The organism is Micromonospora sp. ZG13 (assembly GCF_059359355.1).
This window is the reverse complement of record NZ_JCADBQ010000009.1, coordinates 174,024-195,059: the sequence shown is the minus strand read 5'-3', so window position 1 is coordinate 195,059 and position 21,036 is coordinate 174,024. Positions and strand designations below refer to the sequence as shown.

At 72.8% G+C, this 21,036-nt stretch carries 20 protein-coding genes; 13 read left to right on the top strand and 7 right to left on the bottom strand.

The genetic code is table 11. The features are described 5' to 3' along the window. Window positions 1-47 precede the first annotated feature (47 nt). Window positions 48-701, top strand: a complete 654-nt coding sequence (locus AC5L34_RS20040) for an HAD family hydrolase (RefSeq protein WP_441177643.1) — start codon at window positions 48-50, stop codon at window positions 699-701. 48 nt (window positions 702-749) lie between these two features. Here AC5L34_RS20040 and AC5L34_RS20035 read toward each other — a convergent pair whose 3' ends face one another. The 5 genes from AC5L34_RS20035 to AC5L34_RS20015 all read right to left on the bottom strand — a co-directional run bounded on the left by AC5L34_RS20035 (window position 750) and on the right by AC5L34_RS20015 (window position 7,358). Further along, on the bottom strand, window positions 750-3,299 hold the full coding sequence (locus tag AC5L34_RS20035) for an ABC transporter permease (RefSeq protein ID WP_441177644.1): 2,550 nt from the start codon (window positions 3,297-3,299) through the stop codon (window positions 750-752). Beyond that, entirely contained in the window at window positions 3,299-4,066 is a 768-nt protein-coding gene (locus AC5L34_RS20030) for an ABC transporter ATP-binding protein (protein WP_121398229.1), read from the bottom strand. Before AC5L34_RS20030 ends, AC5L34_RS20035 begins: the two co-directional genes overlap by 1 nt. Window positions 4,067-4,406: 340 nt before the next feature. Next, window positions 4,407-5,093 carry a response regulator gene (locus AC5L34_RS20025; protein WP_441177646.1) on the bottom strand — a complete coding sequence of 229 codons (687 nt, stop codon included), beginning with the start codon at window positions 5,091-5,093 and terminating at the stop codon, window positions 4,407-4,409. 26 nt (window positions 5,094-5,119) lie between these two features. Beyond that, window positions 5,120-6,316, bottom strand: a complete 1,197-nt coding sequence (locus tag AC5L34_RS20020; protein WP_441177647.1) for a sensor histidine kinase — start codon at window positions 6,314-6,316, stop codon at window positions 5,120-5,122. Window positions 6,317-6,434: 118 nt separating this feature from the next. Further along, window positions 6,435-7,358: a RecB family exonuclease gene (locus tag AC5L34_RS20015; protein WP_441177648.1), complete on the bottom strand. Its 924-nt coding sequence runs from the start codon at window positions 7,356-7,358 to the stop codon at window positions 6,435-6,437. A gap of 191 nt (window positions 7,359-7,549) precedes the next feature. Between AC5L34_RS20015 and AC5L34_RS20010 the strand changes: the two genes are divergently transcribed. The 3 genes from AC5L34_RS20010 (at window position 7,550) to AC5L34_RS20000 (ending at window position 10,287) form a co-directional block, all read left to right on the top strand. Continuing rightward, on the top strand, window positions 7,550-8,641 hold the full coding sequence (locus AC5L34_RS20010) for a M50 family metallopeptidase (protein WP_441177708.1): 1,092 nt from the start codon (window positions 7,550-7,552) through the stop codon (window positions 8,639-8,641). Then, window positions 8,638-9,633, top strand: coding sequence for a tRNA (adenine-N1)-methyltransferase (locus AC5L34_RS20005; RefSeq protein WP_441177649.1), 996 nt, complete (start codon window positions 8,638-8,640; stop codon window positions 9,631-9,633). Before AC5L34_RS20010 ends, AC5L34_RS20005 begins: the two co-directional genes overlap by 4 nt. Before the next feature lie 81 nt (window positions 9,634-9,714). Then, entirely contained in the window at window positions 9,715-10,287 is a 573-nt protein-coding gene (locus AC5L34_RS20000) for a hypothetical protein (RefSeq protein ID WP_441177650.1), read from the top strand. A gap of 84 nt (window positions 10,288-10,371) precedes the next feature. On the opposite strand, the gene AC5L34_RS19995 is transcribed toward AC5L34_RS20000, so the two are convergent. Further along, window positions 10,372-10,668 (bottom strand): ferredoxin, encoded by a 297-nt coding sequence (locus tag AC5L34_RS19995; RefSeq protein ID WP_089000442.1) that lies wholly within the window; start codon window positions 10,666-10,668, stop codon window positions 10,372-10,374. 177 nt (window positions 10,669-10,845) lie between these two features. Here AC5L34_RS19995 and arc point away from each other — a divergent pair, with 177 nt between their 5' ends. From arc to AC5L34_RS19950, 9 genes are all read left to right on the top strand, one after another. Next, the gene (arc, locus tag AC5L34_RS19990) at window positions 10,846-12,627 is read left to right on the top strand and encodes a proteasome ATPase (RefSeq protein ID WP_089000441.1); all 1,782 of its coding nucleotides are present in this window, start codon (window positions 10,846-10,848) and stop codon (window positions 12,625-12,627) included. A 165-nt stretch (window positions 12,628-12,792) separates the two neighbouring features. Continuing rightward, window positions 12,793-14,310 (top strand): depupylase/deamidase Dop, encoded by a 1,518-nt coding sequence (dop, locus tag AC5L34_RS19985; protein ID WP_121398237.1) that lies wholly within the window; start codon window positions 12,793-12,795, stop codon window positions 14,308-14,310. Window positions 14,311-14,416: 106 nt separating this feature from the next. After that, the gene (locus AC5L34_RS19980) at window positions 14,417-14,632 is read left to right on the top strand and encodes a ubiquitin-like protein Pup (RefSeq protein ID WP_363899676.1); all 216 of its coding nucleotides are present in this window, start codon (window positions 14,417-14,419) and stop codon (window positions 14,630-14,632) included. Between the two features lie 21 nt (window positions 14,633-14,653). Then, complete coding sequence (locus AC5L34_RS19975) at window positions 14,654-15,340, top strand: endonuclease VII domain-containing protein (protein WP_441177652.1); 687 nt, start codon at window positions 14,654-14,656, stop codon at window positions 15,338-15,340. Then, entirely contained in the window at window positions 15,259-16,098 is an 840-nt protein-coding gene (gene prcB / locus AC5L34_RS19970) for a proteasome subunit beta (RefSeq protein ID WP_192581475.1), read from the top strand. The genes AC5L34_RS19975 and prcB overlap by 82 nt, the downstream gene beginning before the upstream one ends. 61 nt (window positions 16,099-16,159) lie before the next feature. Next, complete coding sequence (gene prcA / locus AC5L34_RS19965) at window positions 16,160-16,999, top strand: proteasome subunit alpha (protein ID WP_494826364.1); 840 nt, start codon at window positions 16,160-16,162, stop codon at window positions 16,997-16,999. A gap of 444 nt (window positions 17,000-17,443) precedes the next feature. Next, window positions 17,444-18,802, top strand: coding sequence for a Pup--protein ligase (pafA, locus tag AC5L34_RS19960; protein ID WP_357881540.1), 1,359 nt, complete (start codon window positions 17,444-17,446; stop codon window positions 18,800-18,802). 68 nt (window positions 18,803-18,870) lie between these two features. Continuing rightward, entirely contained in the window at window positions 18,871-19,056 is a 186-nt protein-coding gene (locus tag AC5L34_RS19955) for a hypothetical protein (protein WP_494826361.1), read from the top strand. Window positions 19,057-19,251: 195 nt separating this feature from the next. Next, a complete protein-coding gene (locus AC5L34_RS19950) occupies window positions 19,252-19,800 on the top strand; it encodes a carboxymuconolactone decarboxylase family protein (RefSeq protein ID WP_494826360.1) in 549 nt (182 codons plus the stop codon). An 18-nt stretch (window positions 19,801-19,818) separates the two neighbouring features. On the opposite strand, the gene AC5L34_RS19945 is transcribed toward AC5L34_RS19950, so the two are convergent. Next, on the bottom strand, window positions 19,819-20,904 hold the full coding sequence (locus AC5L34_RS19945; RefSeq protein WP_441177655.1) for a DUF3866 family protein: 1,086 nt from the start codon (window positions 20,902-20,904) through the stop codon (window positions 19,819-19,821). Between the last annotated feature and the right edge of the window lie 132 nt (window positions 20,905-21,036).

Here is a 21,036-nt window from a genome sequence, read left to right as displayed (position 1 = left end):
GTAGCCACCCGAGGGAGGACCCGCTGAACAGCCACCACCTGGCCGCCGTGCTCTTCGACATGGACGGCACCCTGGTCGACAGCGAGAAGCTGTGGGACGTCGCGCTGCACGAGCTGGCGGCCGAGTACGGCGGCACCCTCTCCGACCCCGCCCGCAAGGCGATGATCGGCTCCAGCATGGCCGCGTCGATGCGCCTCCTGCACGACGACCTGGACCAGCCGGGGCGCGATCCCGAGGCCAGCGCGGCGTGGATCAACGCCCGCATCCTGGAGCTGTTCCGCACCGGGCTGCGCTGGCGTCCCGGCGCGCTGAACCTGCTGCGGGCCGTCCGGGCGGCGGGCATCCCGACCGCGCTGGTGACCTCCAGCGGCCGGCCGCTGGTGGAGGTGGCGTTGGACACCCTCGGGCGCGACAGCTTCGACGCCATCGTCTGCGGCGACGAGGTCGAGGCGGCCAAGCCGCACCCGGAGCCGTACCTGACCGCCGCCCGGCTGCTCGGCGTGCCGATCGCCCGCTGCGTGGCGATCGAGGACTCGCCGACGGGGGTGGCGAGCGCGCTCGCCGCCGGCGCGGCGGTGCTGGCCGTACCGGCGGAGGTGCCGATCGGGCCGCTGGACGGCGTACACCAGTTGGAGAGCCTGACCGGCGCGGACCTGGAGCTGCTGGCGGCCCTGCTCGGCGCGCCGCCGCCCGTCGGCTGAGACGACGAGGGCCCCGCCGACCGGCGGGGCCCTCGTCGCGCGTCGGGATCAGTCGTGGGCGATGGCGCCCAGCACGTTGATCCGGGCGGCCCGCACCGCCGGCAGCGCCGCCGCGACCACCCCCACGATCGCGGCGAGGCCCAGGAAGATCCCCATCTGCGTCCAGGGCAGCACCAGGTCGGTGATCCCCTCGTCGCGCAGCGCCTCGACCACGGCCGCGCCGAGGCCGGCGCCGACGACCACGCCGAGCAGCGCGCCGAACACCGAGATCACCACCGCCTCCACGGTGATCATCCGCATGGTCTGCGCCCGCCGCAGGCCGATGGCCCGCAGCAGCCCCAGCTCCCGGGTGCGCTCCAGCACCGACAGCGCCAGGGTGTTGATGATGCCGAGCACGGCGATCACGATGGCCAGCGCCAGCAGGATCTGGATCATCGTGAGCAGCCCGTCCAGCTGGCCGGTCTGCTGCTCGATGAACGCCTCCCGGTCGGCCACCGACACCTCGGGGGAGTCGGCGAGCAGCGCCTCGATCTGCGGCTGCACGTCGGCCACCCGGGTGCCCGGCGCCAGCTGGATGAAGCCCTGGATCGGCTGCGGGATGGTGAAGTCGCGTGCCGCCTCCGCCGGCAGCACCACCGGGTTCGTCAGCTGGGAGCTGGCGTAGATGCCGGTCACGGTGTAGGTGCGTGCCTCGCCCCGTGACGTCTGCACCGGCACCTTCGAACCGACCGAGAGGCCGCGGGCCGTCGCCGTGTCCGAGCTGACCAGCATCGCGTCCGGCGCCAGCCGGTCGATGTCGCCGGCGGTGGGCTCGGCCCCGAAGATCTGCCGCAGCGCGGCGACGTCACTGCTCGCCGCCACCCAGGTGCGCTCGCCGCCGACGATCGCCAGGTCGCCGTACTCGCCGTCGACCAGGCGCACCCCGGGGATCGCGGCGGCCTTCTCCAGCACCGCCGGGTCGAAGCTCGGCGGGCGGGGGCCGCTCTGCGCCCCGGCGATCACCAGTTCCGCCTTCAGGCTGTCCTGGGCGAGCCCGCCGATGCTGCTCTTCGCCGAGTCCAGGATCACCGTCACCCCGGTGACCAGGGCGATGCCGACCATCAGCGCGGCGGCGGTGATGGCGGTGCGGCGCGGGTTGCGCCCCGAGTTGAGCCGCCCCAGCTTGCCCGGCACCGACCAGGCGAAGATCGCGCCGAGCAGGCTCACCACCGGCCGGCTGATCAGCGGCGTCAGCAGGGCCACGCCGATGAAGGTGAACAGCACCCCGCCGAGGATGGTGGCCAGGGTGTTGCCCCCGGCGTTGCCGGTGAGCCCGAGGGCCAGCAGCGCGCCGCCCACGGCCGTGACGATCGCCCCGGCCACGGTGACCTTGGTCAGCGGGCGGTCGGGGGTGGCCACGTCCTGCATCGCCGCGATCGGCGGGATCCGCGACGCCCGCAGCGCCGGCAGCAGCGCCGCCACCACGGTGATCACGAGGCCGACGGCGAACGCGCCGACCACGGCGGAGAGGGGTACGCCGATCCCCGCCAGGGTCAGCCCGCCGGCGAAGGTGCTGAACAGGTACGCCAGCAGCGCGCCGATGCCGATGCCCGCGCCGAGGCCCAGCACCGAGGCGACCAGCCCCACCGCGACGGCCTCCAGCACCACCGAGCCGATGATCTGGCGTCCGCTCGCCCCGACGGCGCGCATCAGCGCCAACTCCCGGGTGCGCTGCGCCACGATGATCGAGAAGGTGTTGAGGATCAGGAAGGTGCCCACCAGCAGCGCCACCGCCGCGAAGCCGAGCAGGATCCGGTTGAAGAAGGACAGCGCCTCCTTCATGCCGGCCGCCGCGTCCTCCGACAGTTGTGCACCGGTCTTGACCTCGAAGTCGGTGCCCACCGCGGCGGCTACGGCGTCGCGCAGCGCCTCGTCCGACACCCCGTCGGCGGCGGTGATCGAGATGTTGCTGAAGGTGTCGGGCGCGCCGAGCATCAGCTTCTGCGCGACCGGCGTCGTGAACATGATCTCGTTGGCGCCGCCGATGGAGTCCCGGTCGCCGCTGTAGCCGAACACGCCGACGATGGTGAACTCCTGCTTCGGCTGGAGGGTCAGCACGCCGACCCGGTCGCCGACCTTCACCTTGCCGGCCGTCGCGAGCGCCCTGTTGATGACGATCTCGTCGTCGGCCTGCGGGGCCCGCCCCTCGCGCAGTCGCACCAGGTCGCTCTCGCCGGTCCAGTTCTCGCCGAGCTGCGGTGGACCGAACGAGGCCACCACCTTGCCGTTGCTGCCGATCAGCCGTGCCCCGTCGACGCCGACCACGCCGGTGGCCTCGGCCACGCCCGGCACCGCCCGCACCCTGTCCAGGGTGGCCGCCGGCACCGGCGCCGGCACCGGGATGCCCTCCGTCTCGCCGACGTCGATCTTCGGCTTGGCGGCGACGTTGACGTCCACCCCCTCGTACGCGTCGGCGAAGATCGCGTCGAAGGAGCGGCCGAGGGTGTCGGTGAGCACGAACGCGCCGGAGACGAACATGACGCCCAGCACCACGGCCAGGCCGGAGAGGATCAGCCGGACCTTGCGGGCCAGCAGGCTCTTGAGGGTCGCGCGGAACATCAGCGCCCCACCTCGGCGGGGGTGTCCAGCTTCTTCATGGTGTCCAGCACCGTGTCGGCGGTCGGCTCGATCAACTCCGAGACGATCTGCCCGTCGGCGAGGAAGACCACCCGGTCGGCGTACGCGGCGGCGGTCGGGTCGTGGGTGACCATGACGATGGTCTGCCCATGCTCGCGTACGGAGTTGCGCAGGAAGTTGAGCACCTCCGCGCCGGCCCGCGAGTCCAGGTTGCCCGTCGGCTCGTCGGCGAAGATCACTTCGGGGCGGGCGACCAGCGCGCGGGCGCACGCCACCCGCTGCTGCTGGCCGCCGGAGAGCTGCGCCGGCCGGTGGTCCAGGCGGTCCCGTAGCCCGACCGTGGCGATCACGGTGTCGTACCAGGCCGGGTCCGGCTTGCGCCCGGCGATCGACAACGGCAGCAGGATGTTCTCCTTGGCCGTCAACGTCGGCAGCAGGTTGAACTGCTGGAAGATGAAGCCGACCTTGTCGCGGCGCAGCTTCGTCAGGCCCGCGTCGCCCAGGCCGGTGACCTTCGTGTCGCCGATCGACACCGTGCCACGCGTCACCGAGTCCAGGCCCGCGAGGCAGTGCATCAACGTCGACTTGCCCGAGCCCGAAGGCCCCATGATCGCCGTGAACCGGCCGCGCTCGAACTCCGCGCTGACCCCCCGCAGCGCGACGACCTGTGCCTCGCCGCTGCCGTACACCTTCCACACGTCGCTCGCCCGGGCCGCGGCCTGCGCCTGCTGGCCTACCGTCGCGGTCACGTCATCTACCTCTTCCGTCTGTCTTCGGTCCGCGCCGCCCCCGCTGGTCCGGCACGGCAGTCCCATCATCTGTGCTCGCCCGCCGCGATCCGTCCGACTCCGGTCGGAGCCGGGGCGGATTTCGCGCTGCGGGTGCCCCCCACCGCCGACTCAGGGTTGCCCCTGAGTCGGCGGCCGGTCGAGGGCCTTCCCACCGGCCCGGACCGATCCTGCACAGTGACGCCGCGTCAGGGTCAACCACGCGACGACCCCCGCGGTCACGGTAGGTGACGGCGGCAACCGTGCCGTCGTGCCGCGGCGCGCTCGGCGGTACGCCCCACACGCCGTCGGCGACGAGGCGCTACGCGCGCGGGCGCACCAGACCCGACTCGTACGCCAGCACCACGGCCTGCACCCGGTCGCGCAGCCCGAGCTTCGTCAGCACGTGCCCGACGTGGGTCTTGATGGTGGTCTCGCTGACCGACAACGCCCGGGCGATCTCGGCGTTGGACAGCCCCCGGGCCACGTGCACGAGCACCTCCCGCTCCCGCTCGGTCAACGCGTTCAGCGCGCGCGGCGGCGCGGCCGCGGGATCGGGCAGCGCGTCGGCGAAACGGTCCAGCAGACGCCGCAGGATCCGCGGCGCCACCACCGCGTCCCCGGCGGCCACCGTGCGGATCGCGGCCACCAGGTCGTCGGCCGGCACGTCCTTGGCCAGGAAGCCGCTCGCCCCGGCCCGCAGCGCCCCCACCACGTACTCGTCCAGGTCGAAGGTGGTCAGGATCAGCACCCGCACCGGCAGGCGGGCGTCGACGATCGCCCGGGTCGCGGCGACCCCGTCCATCCGCGGCATCCGGATGTCCATCAGCACCACGTCGGGCAGCAGCCGACGGGACAACTCCACCGCCTCCAGACCGTCGGCGGCCTCGGCCACGATGTCCAGGTCGTCCTCCGTGCCCAGCACCATCCGGAAGCCCGTACGCAGCAGCGGCTGGTCGTCGGCGAGCAGGATGCGTACCGGCCGTGCCGGCACCGTCGTGTCGGTCATCCGATTCCCCCGTCCCGATTCCTCGGTCACGCCGCCGCACCCCGCGGCTCCACCGGGATCCGCGCCGACACCCGGAAGCCCCCGCCCGGGCGGGCCCCGGTGCGCAGGACACCACCGTAGAGGGCGACCCGCTCCCGCATGCCGACCAGGCCGTGCCCGATGCGGTCGCCGTCCGGCCCGGGCCCGCGCCCGGTGTCGGTGATCTCCACGTCGACCGTGCCCCCGTCGAAGCTCAGCAGCACCTGGGCGGTGGCCGCGCCCGCGTGCTTGAGCGTGTTCGTCAGCGCCTCCTGGGTGATCCGGTACAGGGTCAGCGCCACCCCCTCCTCCAGCACCGCCGGCGTGCCCTCCACCCGCAGCGCCACCGGCAGGCCGGCCTCACGCACCTGCTCCACCAGCGCCTCGATGCCGGCGAGGCCCGGCTGGGGAGCCAGGTCGGCGGCCGGCTCGGCGTCGGTTCGCAGCACGTCGAGCAGTCGGCGCATCTCCCGCAGTGTCTCCCGGCTGGTCTGCTCGATGGTGGCGATCGCCCCGTCGGCCGCGTCCGGGTCCTTCGGCAGTACGCGGCGCGCGCCCGTGGCCAGCACCCCCATCACGCTGACGTGGTGGGCGACGACGTCGTGCAGTTCCCGGGCGATGCGCCGGCGTTCGTCGGCGACCGCCCGTTCGGCCAGCGAGCGCTGGTTCTCCTCGGCCGCCCGGGCCCGCTCCCGCAGCGCCTCCGTCGAGGCCCGGCGGGCGTGCACGGCACGCCCCACCGAGTACGACACGACGCCGACCAGCAGGTTGTTCAGCACCAGGTAGGTGGGACTGACGTTGGCCAGCAACTCGTCGGGCGGCGGGGCGAGGACGCTGGTGACGCAGACCGGCACCCACAGCGCCAGTGCCGCCACGGCCGCCGTACGCGGTGGTCCGACGGTGGCCGCCGTGTAGGTGAGCACCATGAAGGTCATGCCCTGGGTGGCCGGCGCGGGGCCGAGCAGCAGGGGCACCGCCAGCGTCGCCACCGCCAGCGCGACCGCCGCCCACGGGGCCACCCGCCGCCACGCCACCGGCACGGCGCACACCACGCTCCAGCCCAGCGCCGCCAGCAGCCGCCCCGGCCAGAACTCGCGGGGAGTCAGCGCGGTGAGCACCACCTCCGCCACGACGAGCCCCCCGGCGAGGAGCGCGTCCGCGGCGAGGGGGTGCCGGCGCAGCCACGCCCGGGGGGCCGAAGTCATACCGCGACGCTATCCGCCGGCCCGCCCGATTGATCGTCGCCGGCGGTGAGCTCGGCCTCCTCCCTCAGGAGGAGAGCCCCTCATCCCCGTCGGCGCCGGTCGGGTGAGGGCCTCGGGGTCACTCGTCGGCGCCCGGGGGCGTCGGGTGCGACCGGGCGTCGCGCAGCGGGTCCGGCGCCGCCAGGGTCGGAAACGGTGGCGGCGTGCCCCCGTAGGTCGGGCAGAGCGCCTGGTGGCTGCACCAGTCGCACAGCCGGCTCGGCCGGGGGCGGAAGTCCTGCTGCGCGGTCGCCTGCTCGATGGCCCGCCACAACGCCACCACCGTGCGCTCGAAGCGCAGCAGCTCGTCGGCGTCGGGGGCGTAGTCGCAGACCTCCGCGTCCTTGAGGTAGAGCAGCCGCAGCACCCGGGGAACCACACCCCGGGTGCGCCAGAGCACCAGCGCGTAGAACTTGAGCTGGAACAACGCCCGGGCCTCGAACGCCTCCCGCGGTGCGCCGCCGGTCTTGTAGTCGACCACCCGCAGCGCCCCGTCGGGCGCCACGTCGAGCCGGTCGACGTAGCCCCGGATCAGCAGCTCCTCGTCGACCACCGCCGAGATCAGGCTCTCCCGCTCGGCCGGCTCCAGCCGGCGCGGATCCTCCACCGCGAAGTAGCCCTCGAGCAGCGCGGCGGCGGAGCGGAGGAACTCGGCCGCGGCGGGGGAGTCGCCGTCGGCGAACAGCGCCGCCAGCTCCGGCTGCTCGGTGACCAACCGGTCCCACTGCGGGCCGACCAGGTCGCCGGCCGCCGTCGGGGTGCGCCCGGTGGCCGGCAGGTCGAACAGCCGCTCCAGCACCGCGTGCACCAGCGTGCCCCGGGCCTGCTCGACGGTCGGCCGCTCGGGCAGCCGGTCGATGCTGCGGAACCGGTAGAGCAGCGGGCAGGTCTTGAAATCCGCCGCCCGCGACGGCGACAGCGAGGCCCGCACGGTCGCCGGGACGTCGGCCGGGACGTCGGCCGGGGTCGAGGACTGCTGCGTGGTCACCGGTTGCGCCGTCATGCCCGAAGGTTAGGGCACCGGTGTGACACCACCGCCGTCGCCGCACCGGCGCATGATCGCCTCGCCGCGCCGGCGCGTGGTCCCGTCGCCGCGACGGCGCATGATCTCCGCCGCGTAGCATCGAGCCGATGGAGCAGACGAGGCGACCGCGCCGCCGGCCCGACGCGCGGGGCGGCCTGAGCGTGGGCCGGGTGTTCGGGGTGCCGCTGCACCTCAACGGCTCGATGGTGCTGCTCACCCTGCTGGTCACCGTGCTGTACGCCGAGTTCGCCCGCCGGCAGCTCGACCTGTCCCAGCTCGCCGGCTACCTCATCGGCTTCGGCTTCGTGGTCTCCCTGCTCGGCTCGGTGCTGCTGCACGAGCTCGGCCACGCCCTCACCGCCCGCCGCTACGGCATCGGTGTGCGCGGGATCACCCTGGAGCTGCTCGGCGGCTACACCGAGATGGACCGCGACGCCCCGACACCCCGGATCGACCTGCTGGTGTCGCTCGCCGGCCCGGCCGTCTCCGCCGTCCTCGGCGCCCTCGCGGTCGCCGCCACCCTCGCCCTGCCCGACCGCACCCTGGCCAACCAGCTCGCCTTCCAGTTGGCCGTGAGCAACGTCATCGTCGCGCTGTTCAACAGCCTGCCCGGGCTGCCGCTCGACGGCGGCCGGGCGCTGCGGGCCGCGGTCTGGGCGGCGACCGGCGACCGGCACCGTGGCACCGAGGTCGCCGGCTGGGTGGGGCGCGCCGTCGCCGCCGGCACCGCCGCGCTGGTCGTCCTGCTCACCCTCACCCGTGACCTGGCCCCACTGGCGCTGCCGCTGATGCTGCTCGTCGCGTTCACGCTGTGGCGCGGCGCCGGCCAGTCGATCCGGATGGCCCGGATCAGCCGCCGCTTCCCGCTGATCGACCTGTCCCGGCTGGCCCGGCCCGTGTTCGCCGTGCCGACCGGCACGCCGTTGGCCGAGGCGCACCGCCGCCGCGCCGAGGGCGGCACCCCGGGCGCGGCCCTCGTGGTCGCCGACACCGCCGGGCGGCCGGTCGCCCTGGTCGACCCGGCCGCCGCGCAGGCCGTACCCGCGGAACGCCGCCCGTGGCTGGCCGTCGACGCGGTCGCCCGCTCCCTGGCCAACCTGCCGACGATGCCGGTCGGGCTCGACGGGGAGCGCGTCATGGAGACCGTGCAGACCCACCCGGGCGCGCAGTACGTGGTGACCTCAGGCGAAGATGTCGTGGGCGTTCTGCACATCGCGGATCTGGCTCAGCTCCTCGAACCTCAACGGAAGATGAACACGTGACCGCAACTCCCCCCGCCGCCCCGGCCGACCCGGGCGTCCCGGTGCCCGCCGCCACCCCGGCGCTGCCCCCCGTGCACCGTGGCCCGTTCCGGCCCGGCGACCGGGTGCAGCTGACCGACCCCAAGGGGCGGATGCACACGGTCACCCTGGAGCCCGGCAAGGCGTTCCACACCCACCGCGGCATCCTGGAGCACGACGCGCTCATCGGCCTGCCCGACGGCAGCGTGGTCACCACCACCGGCGGTGGCACCGCCTTCCTGGCCCTGCGTCCGCTGCTGTCGGACTACGTGCTCTCCATGCCGCGCGGCGCCCAGGTGATCTACCCGAAGGACTCCGCCCAGATCGTCGCCATGGGCGACATCTTCCCCGGGGCCAAGGTCCTGGAGGCCGGCGCCGGCTCCGGCGCGCTGTCCTGCTCGCTGCTGCGCGCGGTCGGCACCGGGGGCGAGCTGCACTCGTTCGAGGTGCGCGACGACTTCGCCCAGATCGCCCGGCGCAACGTCGAGGCGTTCTTCAACGGGCCGCACCCCGCGTGGCACCTGCACGTCGGCGACGTCGCCGGCTGCGCCGAGACCGGCTTCGACCGGATCATCCTCGACATGCTCACCCCGTGGGAGACCCTCGACATGGTCGAGCGGGCCCTCGTGCCCGGCGGCGTGTTCATCGGCTACGTCGCCACCACCCCGCAGCTCTCCGAGCTGGTCGAGGCGCTGCGCGAGCGCGGCGGCTGGACCGAGCCGCGGGCCTGGGAGTCGCTGGTGCGCGACTGGCACGCCGAGGGCCTGGCCGTGCGACCGGACCACCGCATGATCGCGCACACCGCGTTCCTGGTCTCCGCGCGTAAGCTCGCCCCCGGCGTCACCGCGCCGCCGCGGCGCCGCAAGCCCAGCAAGGGCGCCGAGGCGTACGCCGAACGCCGCCAGGCGCTGCGCGAGGCGGAGGCCGCCCGGCAGGCCCGGCAGGCGGCCACCGAGGACGCGGAACGGCCGTGACGGCGCGGCGGGGCGACGAGGAGTGAACGGACGGATCCCGCCCGTCGGCGCGTGCCGGCGGGCCGGGCACGGGGAGGTGGAATGAGCCGGCCCGGCTTCGGCGGGGGCGACCTGCCGGCGGTGTTCCCGGACTGGTCGCCCTACCAGGACCTCGAATCGGCGGCCCGGGCGTACCTGCGGGATCCCGACGTCGCGCTGGAGGCGCTCGGCGGGGTGCTGGGCGGCGCGTCGGTGCTCGGCTTCACGCTGGAACGCTTCGTCAACGAGGTCAACGGGGTGTGGCAGGAGGTCGTGGTCTGCGACGGCAGCCGGCTCGTCCTCTGGCACGGTGAGGACGTGCCGCCGGGGGAGGGGCCACCGGGGTCGATGACCTCGTCGCTGCGGGTGGTGCCGATCTCCACGGTGACCGAGGTCGGCTGCCGGCGCCGGCTGACCCGCGCCGACGACGGCGGGATCCGGGTCGACAGCATCGACGTCTACCTGCTGCTCACCTCGCTGGACGAGGCCCCGCCCAGCGACGAGGCGGTGGGCGGGCCCCGGCACGACGCGCTGCGCTTCGGCAAGACCCTCGACGACGGCGGCGCGGGGCAGATCGCCCGGCTGGAGGAGTTCGCCCGCCTGGTCGCCTCGGTGGTCGGCCGCCCGATGCTCTGAGCCGTACGCCCGGGCGTCGCCCCCCGGGGGCGGCACACGGTCCGGTCGTCCTCCCGTGCCCGGCGGCGCGGGAGGACGCCGCCGTCAGTCCTCCTCGGCCTCCGGGCCGGCCACCTCGACGCCGTCGCTGCCGCGCACCACGTGGATGCACTCGCCCGGGCACTCCTTCGCCGAGTCGATGACCTCGAGGCGCAGGTGCTCCGGCACGTCGACCCGGCTGCCCGGCGCCGTCCGCAGCTCACCGTCGGAGCCCTTGACGTAGGCGAGCCCGTCGACGTCGAACTCGAAGACCTCGGGCGCGTACTGCACGCAGAGCCCGTCGCCCGTGCAGAGATCCTGGTCAACCCAGACCTGCAGCTGATCCGTCACGACCTCCGCCACGGCGCACCCCCCATGTTCTCCCGACCCACGCACCGACGGTACCCGAACGCCCGGACCGGCCCCCGGGGCCACCCTTCGCGATCAAGGTTCGGTGACGAGGGCGTTGCGTGGGACCGAATCGGCCTCATAGCGGCTAGTGTTAGGGCAGAACGTTCAAGCCCCCCGGGGAGGTGGGACGTGGCACGCAGCGACGACGCGGACTCGCGCGCCGCACGGTGGGAGAAGGAGGCCCACGATCTCTCCACGCAGGTCGCGTTCCTTCAAGAGGAACTCGCTCTGGTGCGGCGCAAGTTGACCGAAAGCCCCCGACACGTCCGGCAGCTCGAAGAGCGGCTGGCGGCCACCCAGGCACAGTTGGCGCGGCTGACCGAGAACAACGACCGGCTCGTGAGCACCCTCAAGGAGGCTCGCGCGCAGATCGTGACGCTCAAGGAGGAGATCGACCGCCTCGCGCAACCGCCGAGTGGTTACGGCGTCTTCCTCGCGCGGCACGATGACGGCACGGTGGATGTCTTCACCGGCGGACGCAAGCTCCGCGTCGCCGTCTCACCCTCGCTGGACGTCGCCGAGCTGCGGCGAGGCCAGGAGGTCCTGCTCAACGACGCACTCAACATCGTCGACGCGTTCGGTTTCGAGCGGGTCGGCGAGGTGGCGATGCTCAAGGAGATCCTCGCGGGTCCCGACGGCGCTCCGGGCGACCGGGCCCTGGTGGTCTCGCACTCCGACGAGGAGCGCATCGTGCACCTCGCCGACACCCTGATCGGCTCGCCGATCAGGGCCGGCGACTCGCTCATGATCGAGCCCCGCTCGGCGTACGCGTACGAGCGGATCCCGAAGAGCGAGGTCGAGGAACTGGTCCTGGAGGAGGTGCCCGACGTCGACTACACCGACATCGGTGGCCTCCACTCGCAGATCGAGCAGATCCGCGACGCGGTGGAACTGCCCTTCCTGCACGCCGACCTGTTCCGCGAGCACCAGCTCCGCCCGCCGAAGGGCATCCTGCTCTACGGTCCGCCCGGCTGCGGCAAGACGCTGATCGCCAAGGCGGTGGCCAACTCGCTGGCTAAGAAGATCGCCGAGCGGGAGGGCAAGGAGAAGCACACCAGCTTCTTCCTCAACATCAAGGGCCCGGAACTGCTCAACAAGTACGTCGGCGAGACCGAGCGGCACATCCGGCTGATCTTCCAGCGGGCCCGCGAGAAGGCCGGCGAGGGCACCCCGGTGATCGTGTTCTTCGACGAGATGGACTCGATCTTCCGGACCCGCGGCTCCGGCGTCTCCTCCGACGTGGAGAACACCATCGTCCCGCAGCTGCTCAGCGAGATCGACGGTGTCGAGGGGCTCGAGAACGTCATCGTCATCGGCGCCTCCAACCGGGAAGACATGATCGACCCGGCGATCCTGCGCCCCGGCCGACTCGACGTGAAGATCAAGATCGAGCGGCCGGACGCCGAGGCGGCCAAGGACATCTTCTCCAAGTACATCCTCTCCGGGCTGCCACTGCACCCGGACGACCTGGCCGAGCACGGCGGCGACCCCCAGGCCACCGTCGCGGCGATGATCGACGCGGTCGTGCTGCGGATGTACTCGGAGACCGAGGAGAACCGCTTCCTCGAGGTCACCTACGCCAACGGCGACAAGGAAGTCCTCTACTTCAAGGACTTCAACTCCGGCGCGATGATCCAGAACATCGTCGACCGGGGCAAGAAGATGGCCATCAAGGAGTTCCTCACCTCCGGACGCAAGGGCCTGCGCCTACAGCACCTCCTCGACGCCTGCGTCGACGAGTTCCGGGAGAACGAGGACCTGCCCAACACCACCAACCCCGACGACTGGGCCCGCATCTCCGGCAAGAAGGGCGAGCGGATCGTCTACATCCGCACGCTCGTCTCCGGCGGCAAGGGCACCGAGGCCGGGCGGTCCATCGAGACCGCCAGCAACACCGGCCAGTACCTCTGACGGACGCCCGCACGGGGCCCGTGGCGCGACGCGTCACGGGCCCCGTGCCGTCCGTGCCCGCCTCCGTACCCCGTCGCCCCGGTCCGCCGCGCCCCCTTCCGCCGCGCGGCCGACTACGCTCGACGTGACGGGGGACCGGGTCGGGCGAGCGAAGCGGGTAGGTCGATGAGCGTAAGACGGATCATGGGCACCGAGGTCGAGTACGGCATCTCCGTTCCCGGCCAGGCCGGGGCCAACCCCATGGTCACCTCCTCGCAGGTGGTCAATGCCTACGGGGCGCGCCCGGAACTCAACCGGGGCGGCCGCGCCCGCTGGGACTACGAGGAGGAGTCGCCGCTGCGGGACGCGCGCGGCTTCACCTACTCGGGCGCCGCCTACGACCCGGCCGAGGCACTCGCCGACGAGGACCTCGGGCTGGCCAACGTGATACTCACCAACGGGGCGCGGCTCTACGTCGACCACGCCCACCCGGAATACTCCACGCCCGAGGTGACCAACCCGCTGGACGTGGTGCGCTGGGACAAGGCGGGGGAGCGGGTCATGGCCGAGGCGGCCCGCCGCGCCGCCACCATCCCCGGCACCCAGCCGATCCACCTCTACAAGAACAACACCGACAACAAGGGCGCCAGCTACGGCTCGCACGAGAACTACCTGATGCGCCGGCAGACGCCGTTCGCCGACATCGTCGCGTACCTGACGCCGTTCTTCGTGACCCGGCAGATCGTCTGCGGCGCCGGGCGGGTCGGCATCGGCCAGGACGGCGGCCAGAGCGGCTTCCAGATCTCCCAGCGTGCGGACTTCTTCGAGGTCGAGGTCGGCCTGGAGACCACCCTCAAGCGGCCGATCATCAACACCCGAGACGAGCCGCACGCCGACGCCGACAAGTACCGCCGGCTGCACGTCATCATCGGCGACGCGAACCTGTCGGAGATCTCCACGTACCTCAAGGTCGGCACCACGGCGCTGATCCTCACGATGATCGAGGAGAAGGCGCTCGGGCCCGACCTCGGCATCGCCGACCCGGTCAGCGAGTTGCGCGCCGTCAGCCACGACCCGTCCCTGACGCACCGGATGCGGCTGCGCGACGGGCGGCGGCTCACCGCCCTGGACGTGCAGTGGGCCTACTACGAGCGGGTCCGGTCCTTCGTGGACGACCGCTACGGCACCGACGCCGACGAGCAGACCCTCGACGTGCTCGCCCGCTGGGAGCGCGTGCTGGACAGGCTGGGCCGCGACGTGATGCTCTGCGCCGACGAGCTGGACTGGGTGGCCAAGCTGCGGCTGCTGGAGGGCTACCGGGAGCGCGAGCAGCTCGGCTGGGGCTCGCACAAGCTCCAGCTGGTCGACCTCCAGTACTCCGACGTCCGCCCGGAGAAGGGCCTCTACCACCGGCTGGTCTCCCGGGGCGCGATGAAGACGCTGCTCGACGACGAGCAGACGCGTACGGCGATGACCGAGCCGCCGGAGGACACCCGGGCCTACTTCCGCGGCCGTTGCCTGGCCCAGTACGCCTCGGAGGTCGTCGCGGCGAGTTGGGACTCGGTGATCTTCGACGTCGGCCGGGAGTCGCTCGTGCGGGTGCCGATGATGGAGCCGGAGCGCGGCACCCGCAAGCACGTGGGCGCGCTCTTCGACCGCTGCCCCAGCGCGAAGGACCTGTTGGAGACCCTCACCGGCGGCTGAGGCGTCGTCGTCGATTGCCCGCCGTGTGCCGAAGCCGGCGCGCGGCGGGCTTTTCGTCGCCTGCGCGAGGTAAGTTGATCGCAGGGCGATCGTGGAGGAGGCAGCAATGGCCACTCGTGACAGCGGCGGGCAGTCGCAGTCGGGCAAGTCGCGTCAGGGCGAGGAGACCGAGGACGTCACCACCGAGGCGAACCCGGAGGTGGCGGAGCGGCACGCCGAGATCACCGAGGACGTGGACGACCTGCTCGACGAGATCGACTCCGTCCTCGAGGAGAACGCCGAGGAATTCGTCAGGGGCTATGTACAGAAAGGGGGTGAATAGGTTCTATCCGGCATTTCGGGCATGTCTAGACAGTGGGATGACCGAAACGGTGAGCGTCTCTGCCGAGACTGCGGCGTGTGGAAGCCCTTGGCGGACTTCTGCGCCAACAGCAGGAGACCAGACGGTCGAGGCAGCTACTGCAAACCGTGCTTCAATGTGCGTTCGAAGGCCAGCTACGCGAAGCGCGTCCGAGAACGGGATGGGCGTGAGGTGCGCCGGCTACCGGCGGTGCCGGAGGGGTACCGCCGGTGTCCGGCGTGCGATGCGGTCAAGGTGCTGGCGGACTTTCCCCGTAACCGATCCGGGCGGGGCGGCCACGGCCGATACTGCAAGCCCTGCCACAACGAGAAGGGCAGGGAGTCGCGGACGCGGCTCCACGGCGGCAGTCGCGAATACCACCTGCGGCGACGCTACGGCATCGGCGAGAAAGAGTTCCAGGACCTCCTGGCCGAGCAGGGTGGGGTCTGCGCGATCTGTGGCACGCCGGACCCCCAACATCTGGACCACGATCATCGCACCGGGTGGGTGCGCGGGATATTGTGCTTCAACTGCAACGGTGGTCTCGGCCAGTTCCGTGACGATCAGTCGCGGCTGGCGGAGGCGATCACATATCTGAGAGGAACCACGTGGCAGCGGGTTTTGATCCATCCGGGCGTCTACCAGATGTGTTCACCAACGCGGGGACGTCCTCCTTCACCTCGTTCCTGAGCAAGGTGGCCCCCGAGATGCTGCCCGGCCGCCGGCCACTGCCGCCGGGTATGGCCGCCGACATGGCGCCGCACGCGACGACCATCGTGGCCATCTCGGCCGCCGGCGGCGTCGTGATGGCCGGCGACCGGCGGGCCACCATGGGCAACCTGATCGCCCAGCGCGACATCGAGAAGGTGCACCCGGCCGACGCGTACTCCCTGGTCGGCATCGCCGGCACGGCGGGGATCGGCATCGAGCTGATGCGACTGTTCCAGGTGGAGCTGGAGCACTACGAGAAGATCGAGGGCGCGATGCTCTCGCTCGACGGCAAGGCGAACCGGCTCGCCTCGATGATCCGCGGCAACCTGGGCGCCGCGATGCAGGGTCTCGCGGTGATCCCGCTCTTCGCCGGCTACGACCTGGCCGCGAAGGACCCGGCGCGGGCCGGCCGCATCTTCAGCTTCGACGTCACCGGCGGCCCCTACGAGGAGACCGGCTACGACGCGATCGGCTCCGGCTCGCTCTTCGCCCGGTCGGCGCTGAAGAAGCGCTTCCAGCCGGGGCTCTCCATCGACGAGGCGGTCCGGCTCGCGGTCGAGGCGCTCTACGACGCGGCCGACGACGACACCGCGACGGGCGGCCCGGACCTGATCCGGCGGATCTACCCGGTGGTCATGACGGCGACGGCGGAGGGCACCCACCGGCTCACCGACGAGGAGATGTCGGCGATCGCCGAGAGCGTGGTCTCCGGCCGGATGGAGAACCCGGGCGGTTGATCCGCTCCCGCCCGCACCAGTCAGCAGCCGTCAGCACAGCGCCCTAAGGAGAACCGCCGCCGTGGCCATGCAGTTCTACGCCTCGCCCGAGCAGATCATGCGCGACCGCTCCGAGCTGGCCCGCAAGGGCATCGCCCGGGGCCGCAGCGCGGTGGTCCTGAGCTACGAGGGCGGGGTGCTCTTCGTCGCCGAGAACCTCTCCAGCGCCCTGCACAAGGTCAGTGAGATCTACGACCGGATCGGCTTCGCCGCCGTCGGCCGCTACAACGAGTTCGAGAACCTGCGCCGTGCCGGGGTGCGGATGGCCGACCTGAACGGCCTGAGCTACGACCGGCGTGACGTCACCGGCCGGGCCCTGGCGAACGCGTTCGCGCAGACCCTGGGTGCCATCTTCACCGAGCAGTCGAAGCCGTTCGAGGTGGAGATCTGCGTGGCCGAGGTCGGCACCACCGCCGAGGACGACGAGCTCTACCGGCTCACCTACGACGGCTCCGTCAACGACGAGCCGGGCCGGATGGCCATGGGTGGGCAGGCCGAGGCGATCACCGGCGTACTGAAGTCGCACCACCGTCCGGACATGTCGCTGGGTGAGGCGGTCAAGGTCGCGATGCAGGCGCTGAGCAGCGTCGGGGGAGAGGGCGGCGCCGCCCGCACCATCGCCGCCAACCAGCTGGAGGTGGCAGTCCTGGACCGGCGCCGGGTGGGGCGGACGTTCCGCCGCATCACCGGGGCCGCGCTGACCGCGCTGCTCGACGGCGACAAGGCCGAGGAGCCGGTGTCGGCCCGTCCGGATACGCCGACCTCGCCGAGCCAGGAGGCGAAGAAGCCCACCACGTCGGCCGGCTCGGCGGACCTGGAGGGCCAGGAGGCCCCCGAGGCCCCCGAGGCCCCCGAGGCGTAGTGGCAGCACGTGCCGGGCGGGCGGTCGGGGCGTCGACACGCCCGAACGACCGCTCGCCCGGATCCGCGCCCGCCGCCTGAACCGCTTTCCGTCTCGCCCGCGCTCCACTTACGGGTCGACGACGAGTCGGCCCTGCGGGCCTCGCATGGTCCGCCCGCCGTCCGCGCCGCCCTGGTGCGGGTCTGCGCCCGTCCGGGCCGGCGACTGCCAGCGCCGGGTCTCCAAGCGGGCCTGCGGAGGCCGGTGTACGGGGCCTCCCCGCCCGGCCGCCCCGGGGACCTTCGGCGGTCAGCGTCCACCTGGGACGCCGGGGCGTACGGGAACCGGGAGCGAGCCCGACGGTCGTCGCGCGGCGGGCTCCCCGGGGCGGCCCGCGGGCGCCCGGTGTGAGACGGGCGCGGTGTGCGCTGCCCATCTGGGGCCTCGGGCGGCTAATGTCTCATCATGGAGCGGCGAATCTTCGGCCTCGAGACCGAGTACGGCGTCACCTGCACCTACCGTGGGCAGCGGCGGCTGTCCCCCGACGAAGTCGCCCGGTACCTCTTCCGCCGCGTGGTGTCCTGGGGCCGGTCCAGCAACGTCTTCCTGCGCAACGGCGCCCGGCTCTACCTGGACGTCGGCTCGCACCCGGAGTACGCCACCCCCGAGTGCGACTCGGTGGTGGACCTGGTCGCGCACGACCGGGCCGGCGAACGGATCCTGGAGGGCCTGCTCGTCGACGCGGAGAAGCGGCTGCACGACGAGGGCATCGCGGGCGAGATCTACCTGTTCAAGAACAACACCGACTCGGCCGGCAACTCGTACGGCTGCCACGAGAACTACCTGGTGTCGCGGCACGGGGAGTTCGGCCGGCTGGCCGACGTCCTGATCCCGTTCCTGGTCACCCGGCAGCTGATCTGCGGCGCGGGCAAGGTGTTGCAGACGCCGCGCGGGGCGGTCTACTGCCTGTCGCAGCGGGCCGAGCACATCTGGGAGGGCGTCTCGTCGGCGACGACCCGCAGTCGGCCGATCATCAACACCCGCGACGAGCCGCACGCCGACGCGGAGCGCTACCGCCGGCTGCACGTCATCGTCGGCGACTCCAACATGAACGAGGTCACCACGCTGCTCAAGGTCGGCACCGCCGACATCGTGCTGCGGATGATCGAGGCGGGGGTGGTGATGCGTGACCTGACGCTGGAGAACCCGATCCGGGCGATCCGCGAGGTCTCGCACGACATCACGGGCCGGCGCAAGGTGCGGCTCTCCTCCGGCAAGGAGGTCAGCGCGCTGGAGATCCAGCAGGAATACCTGGCCAAGGCGACCGAGTTCGTGGAGCGGCGTGGCGGCGACCAGACCGCCAAGCGGGTGGTGGAGCTGTGGGGCCGGGTGCTGCGCGCGGTGGAGACCGGCGACCTGGAGCCGGTGTCGCGGGAGATCGACTGGGTGACGAAGCTGCGGCTCATCGAGCGCTACCAGCGCAAGCACGACCTGCCGCTGTCGCACCCCCGGGTGGCGCAGATGGACCTCGCCTACCACGACCTGCGTCGCGGCCGGGGCCTCTACGGGCTGCTGGAGCGGCGCGGGGAGGTGGACCGGGTGGCGACGGACCCGGAGATCTTCGAGGCCAAGGAGACGCCGCCGCAGACGACGCGGGCCCGCCTGCGCGGGGAGTTCATCCGGCACGCCCAGGAGAAGCGGCGCGACTTCACCGTCGACTGGGTGCACCTGAAGCTCAACGACCAGGCGCAGCGCACGGTGCTCTGCAAGGACCCGTTCCGGGCGTACGACGAGCGGGTGGAGCGGCTGATCGCCAGCATGTGACGCCGACGCCGGCCCGGGGTGGTGCTGAGCGCCGTCCGGGCCGGCGGGGCCGGTAGGCTGACCGCGCGATGACGACTTCCGAACCCCCCGAGAGCGGCCGCCAGCGGCAGAACTGGGCCGAGCGCCGCCGCGAGAAGATCCGCGCCGAGATCGAGCGCAACCGGCGCGGCGAGTACACGGTGCCCACCTGGGTGCTGGCCCTCGTGCTGGTGCTGATCGTGGGGGCCTGGCTGGCTCTGATCTTCCTGGTCTGAGCCGCTGCCGGCGTGGCGACGCCGACGCTCGGCGGTAGCCGACCGGGCACGGCTGCGGGCCCGTGGTCGTACCGGCGCGGCGACGCCGCAATCTCGAAGTTGTGCGCCCCCGATGGAACTGGAACCGTGGTGCCGTTCGGCGTTTCCGGTGACCGGCCGCGCACGCCGCGTGGTCGCGGCAGGGAGGGTGGCGGTATGGCACACATCGACCTCGGTCTCGACGAGCGGGCGCATCCGGGCATCAACGGTCCGATGCGGTTCCGCCCCGAGACGGCCAAGCCGCTCAACGAGCTCGCGGAGACGCTGCTGCGCGCCCCGCACCCGACGCTGACGCCCGGTGAGCGGGAGCTGATCGCGGCGTACGTGTCGGGGCTCAACGAGTGCCGGTTCTGCTGCGCGTCGCACTCGGCGTTCGCGGCGGCGCAGCTCCCCTCGGGCATGCGGCTGGTCGACCAGGTGCGCGCCGATCCGGCGACCGCCGAGGTCAGCGACAAGCTGCGGGCGCTGCTGGAGATCGCCGGCGCGGTGCAGCGCAGCGGCCGTGACGTGACGGCGGAGCTGGTCAAGGCCGCCCGGGTCGCCGGCGCGACGGATCTGGAGATCCACGACACGGTCCTGATCGCGGCGGCGTTCTGCATGTTCAACCGGTACGTCGACGGGCTGGGCACGCTGGCCCCGGAGGACCCTGGGGTGTACGAGCAGACCGCCGAGCACATCGTGCGCTACGGCTACGGCACGAGCTGACCGCCTCCGAGTGGCAGCTCAGGTCAGCAGGCGCGCGGCGTGCCGGCCGGCCGCGGCGGCGGCCAGGAAGTAGGCGTGGTCGGCGTCGAGGCCCCGGCCCATGGTGGACAGCGCAACGGGCGTGGCCCGCAGCGCGGCGTCGAGCCCGTCGGTCGGCACCCGGACGAGGGTGTGCCGCGCCGCGAGCGGCGCCAGCGCCGCGTCCACCTCGCCGGCCAGCGCCGGGGCAAGGCCGTCGGGCACCACCAGCTCGGCGGGGGCGAGGGCCACCCGGCCGTACGCGGTGAGGCTGTGGTGCGACACGCCCCGGTGGCGGGGCCGGGGGTCGGCGTCGGAGATCCGCAGCGAGCCGACCGGGCGCCCGCCCAGCGTGGCGACGGCGTTGACGGCCTCGCCGACGGCCACGCCCGAGAAGCCCCACCGGGTGCCGGTGCCCAGGTTGCCCGGCCCCTGGGCGACGATCGCCACGTCGGCGCCCAGGACGTGCCGGGCGGCCAGCAACCCGCTGTGCACGGTGCCCGCCTCCAGGTCCCCGCCGAAGGACTGGCCGACGGTGACCGTACCGACGAGGTGCCCGCGCAGCCCGGCGAGGGTGCGGGAGAACCAGGCCGGCAGGGCGCCGCCGTCGGTCAGCAGGTACGCCACCCGGGCGGCGGGGGCGTCGGCGTGGATGCCGGCCAGGATCGCCGGCAGCGCGGAGTGCAGGTCGGCGGTGACGACGGGCAGGCCGGCCAGGTCGTCGGCGGCGGCCATGACCTCCCGGTGCGGCGAGGCCTCCTCGTCGACGCCGAGCAGGATCGGCTGCAACGGGGTGTAGCGGGCCTTGACCAGGTGGCCGGCGTCGCGACTGTCGAGGGCCTGCGGCGGGTCCGGCGGCAGCCGGTCGGGCAGCGCGACGACCAGGGCGTACCCGCCGGTGCCGAGGCCCATCAGCAGCGCGCCGGCGTTGAGCAGGACCCGGTCGCCGGGCTCGGGCCGGCCGACGAGCGCGGGATAGGCCAGGGCCCGTACGGTGGCGCCGTCGGGCAGGTCGACGTCCAGTTCCACCGCCCCGGTCCACTGCCGCCGCAGCGCCGTCACCGTTCCCGACCGCCATCGCACCATGCCCGGCACGCTAGCGTCGCCGTCCGTGGCGGGCGCGCCCGGGGCGGGTCAGCCGCCGGAGCCGTCCGGCTTCCGCTCGTCGCCGGGGCCGGCGGCGCCCGCCACCACGACGGTCCCGACGCGCTCCGTCCT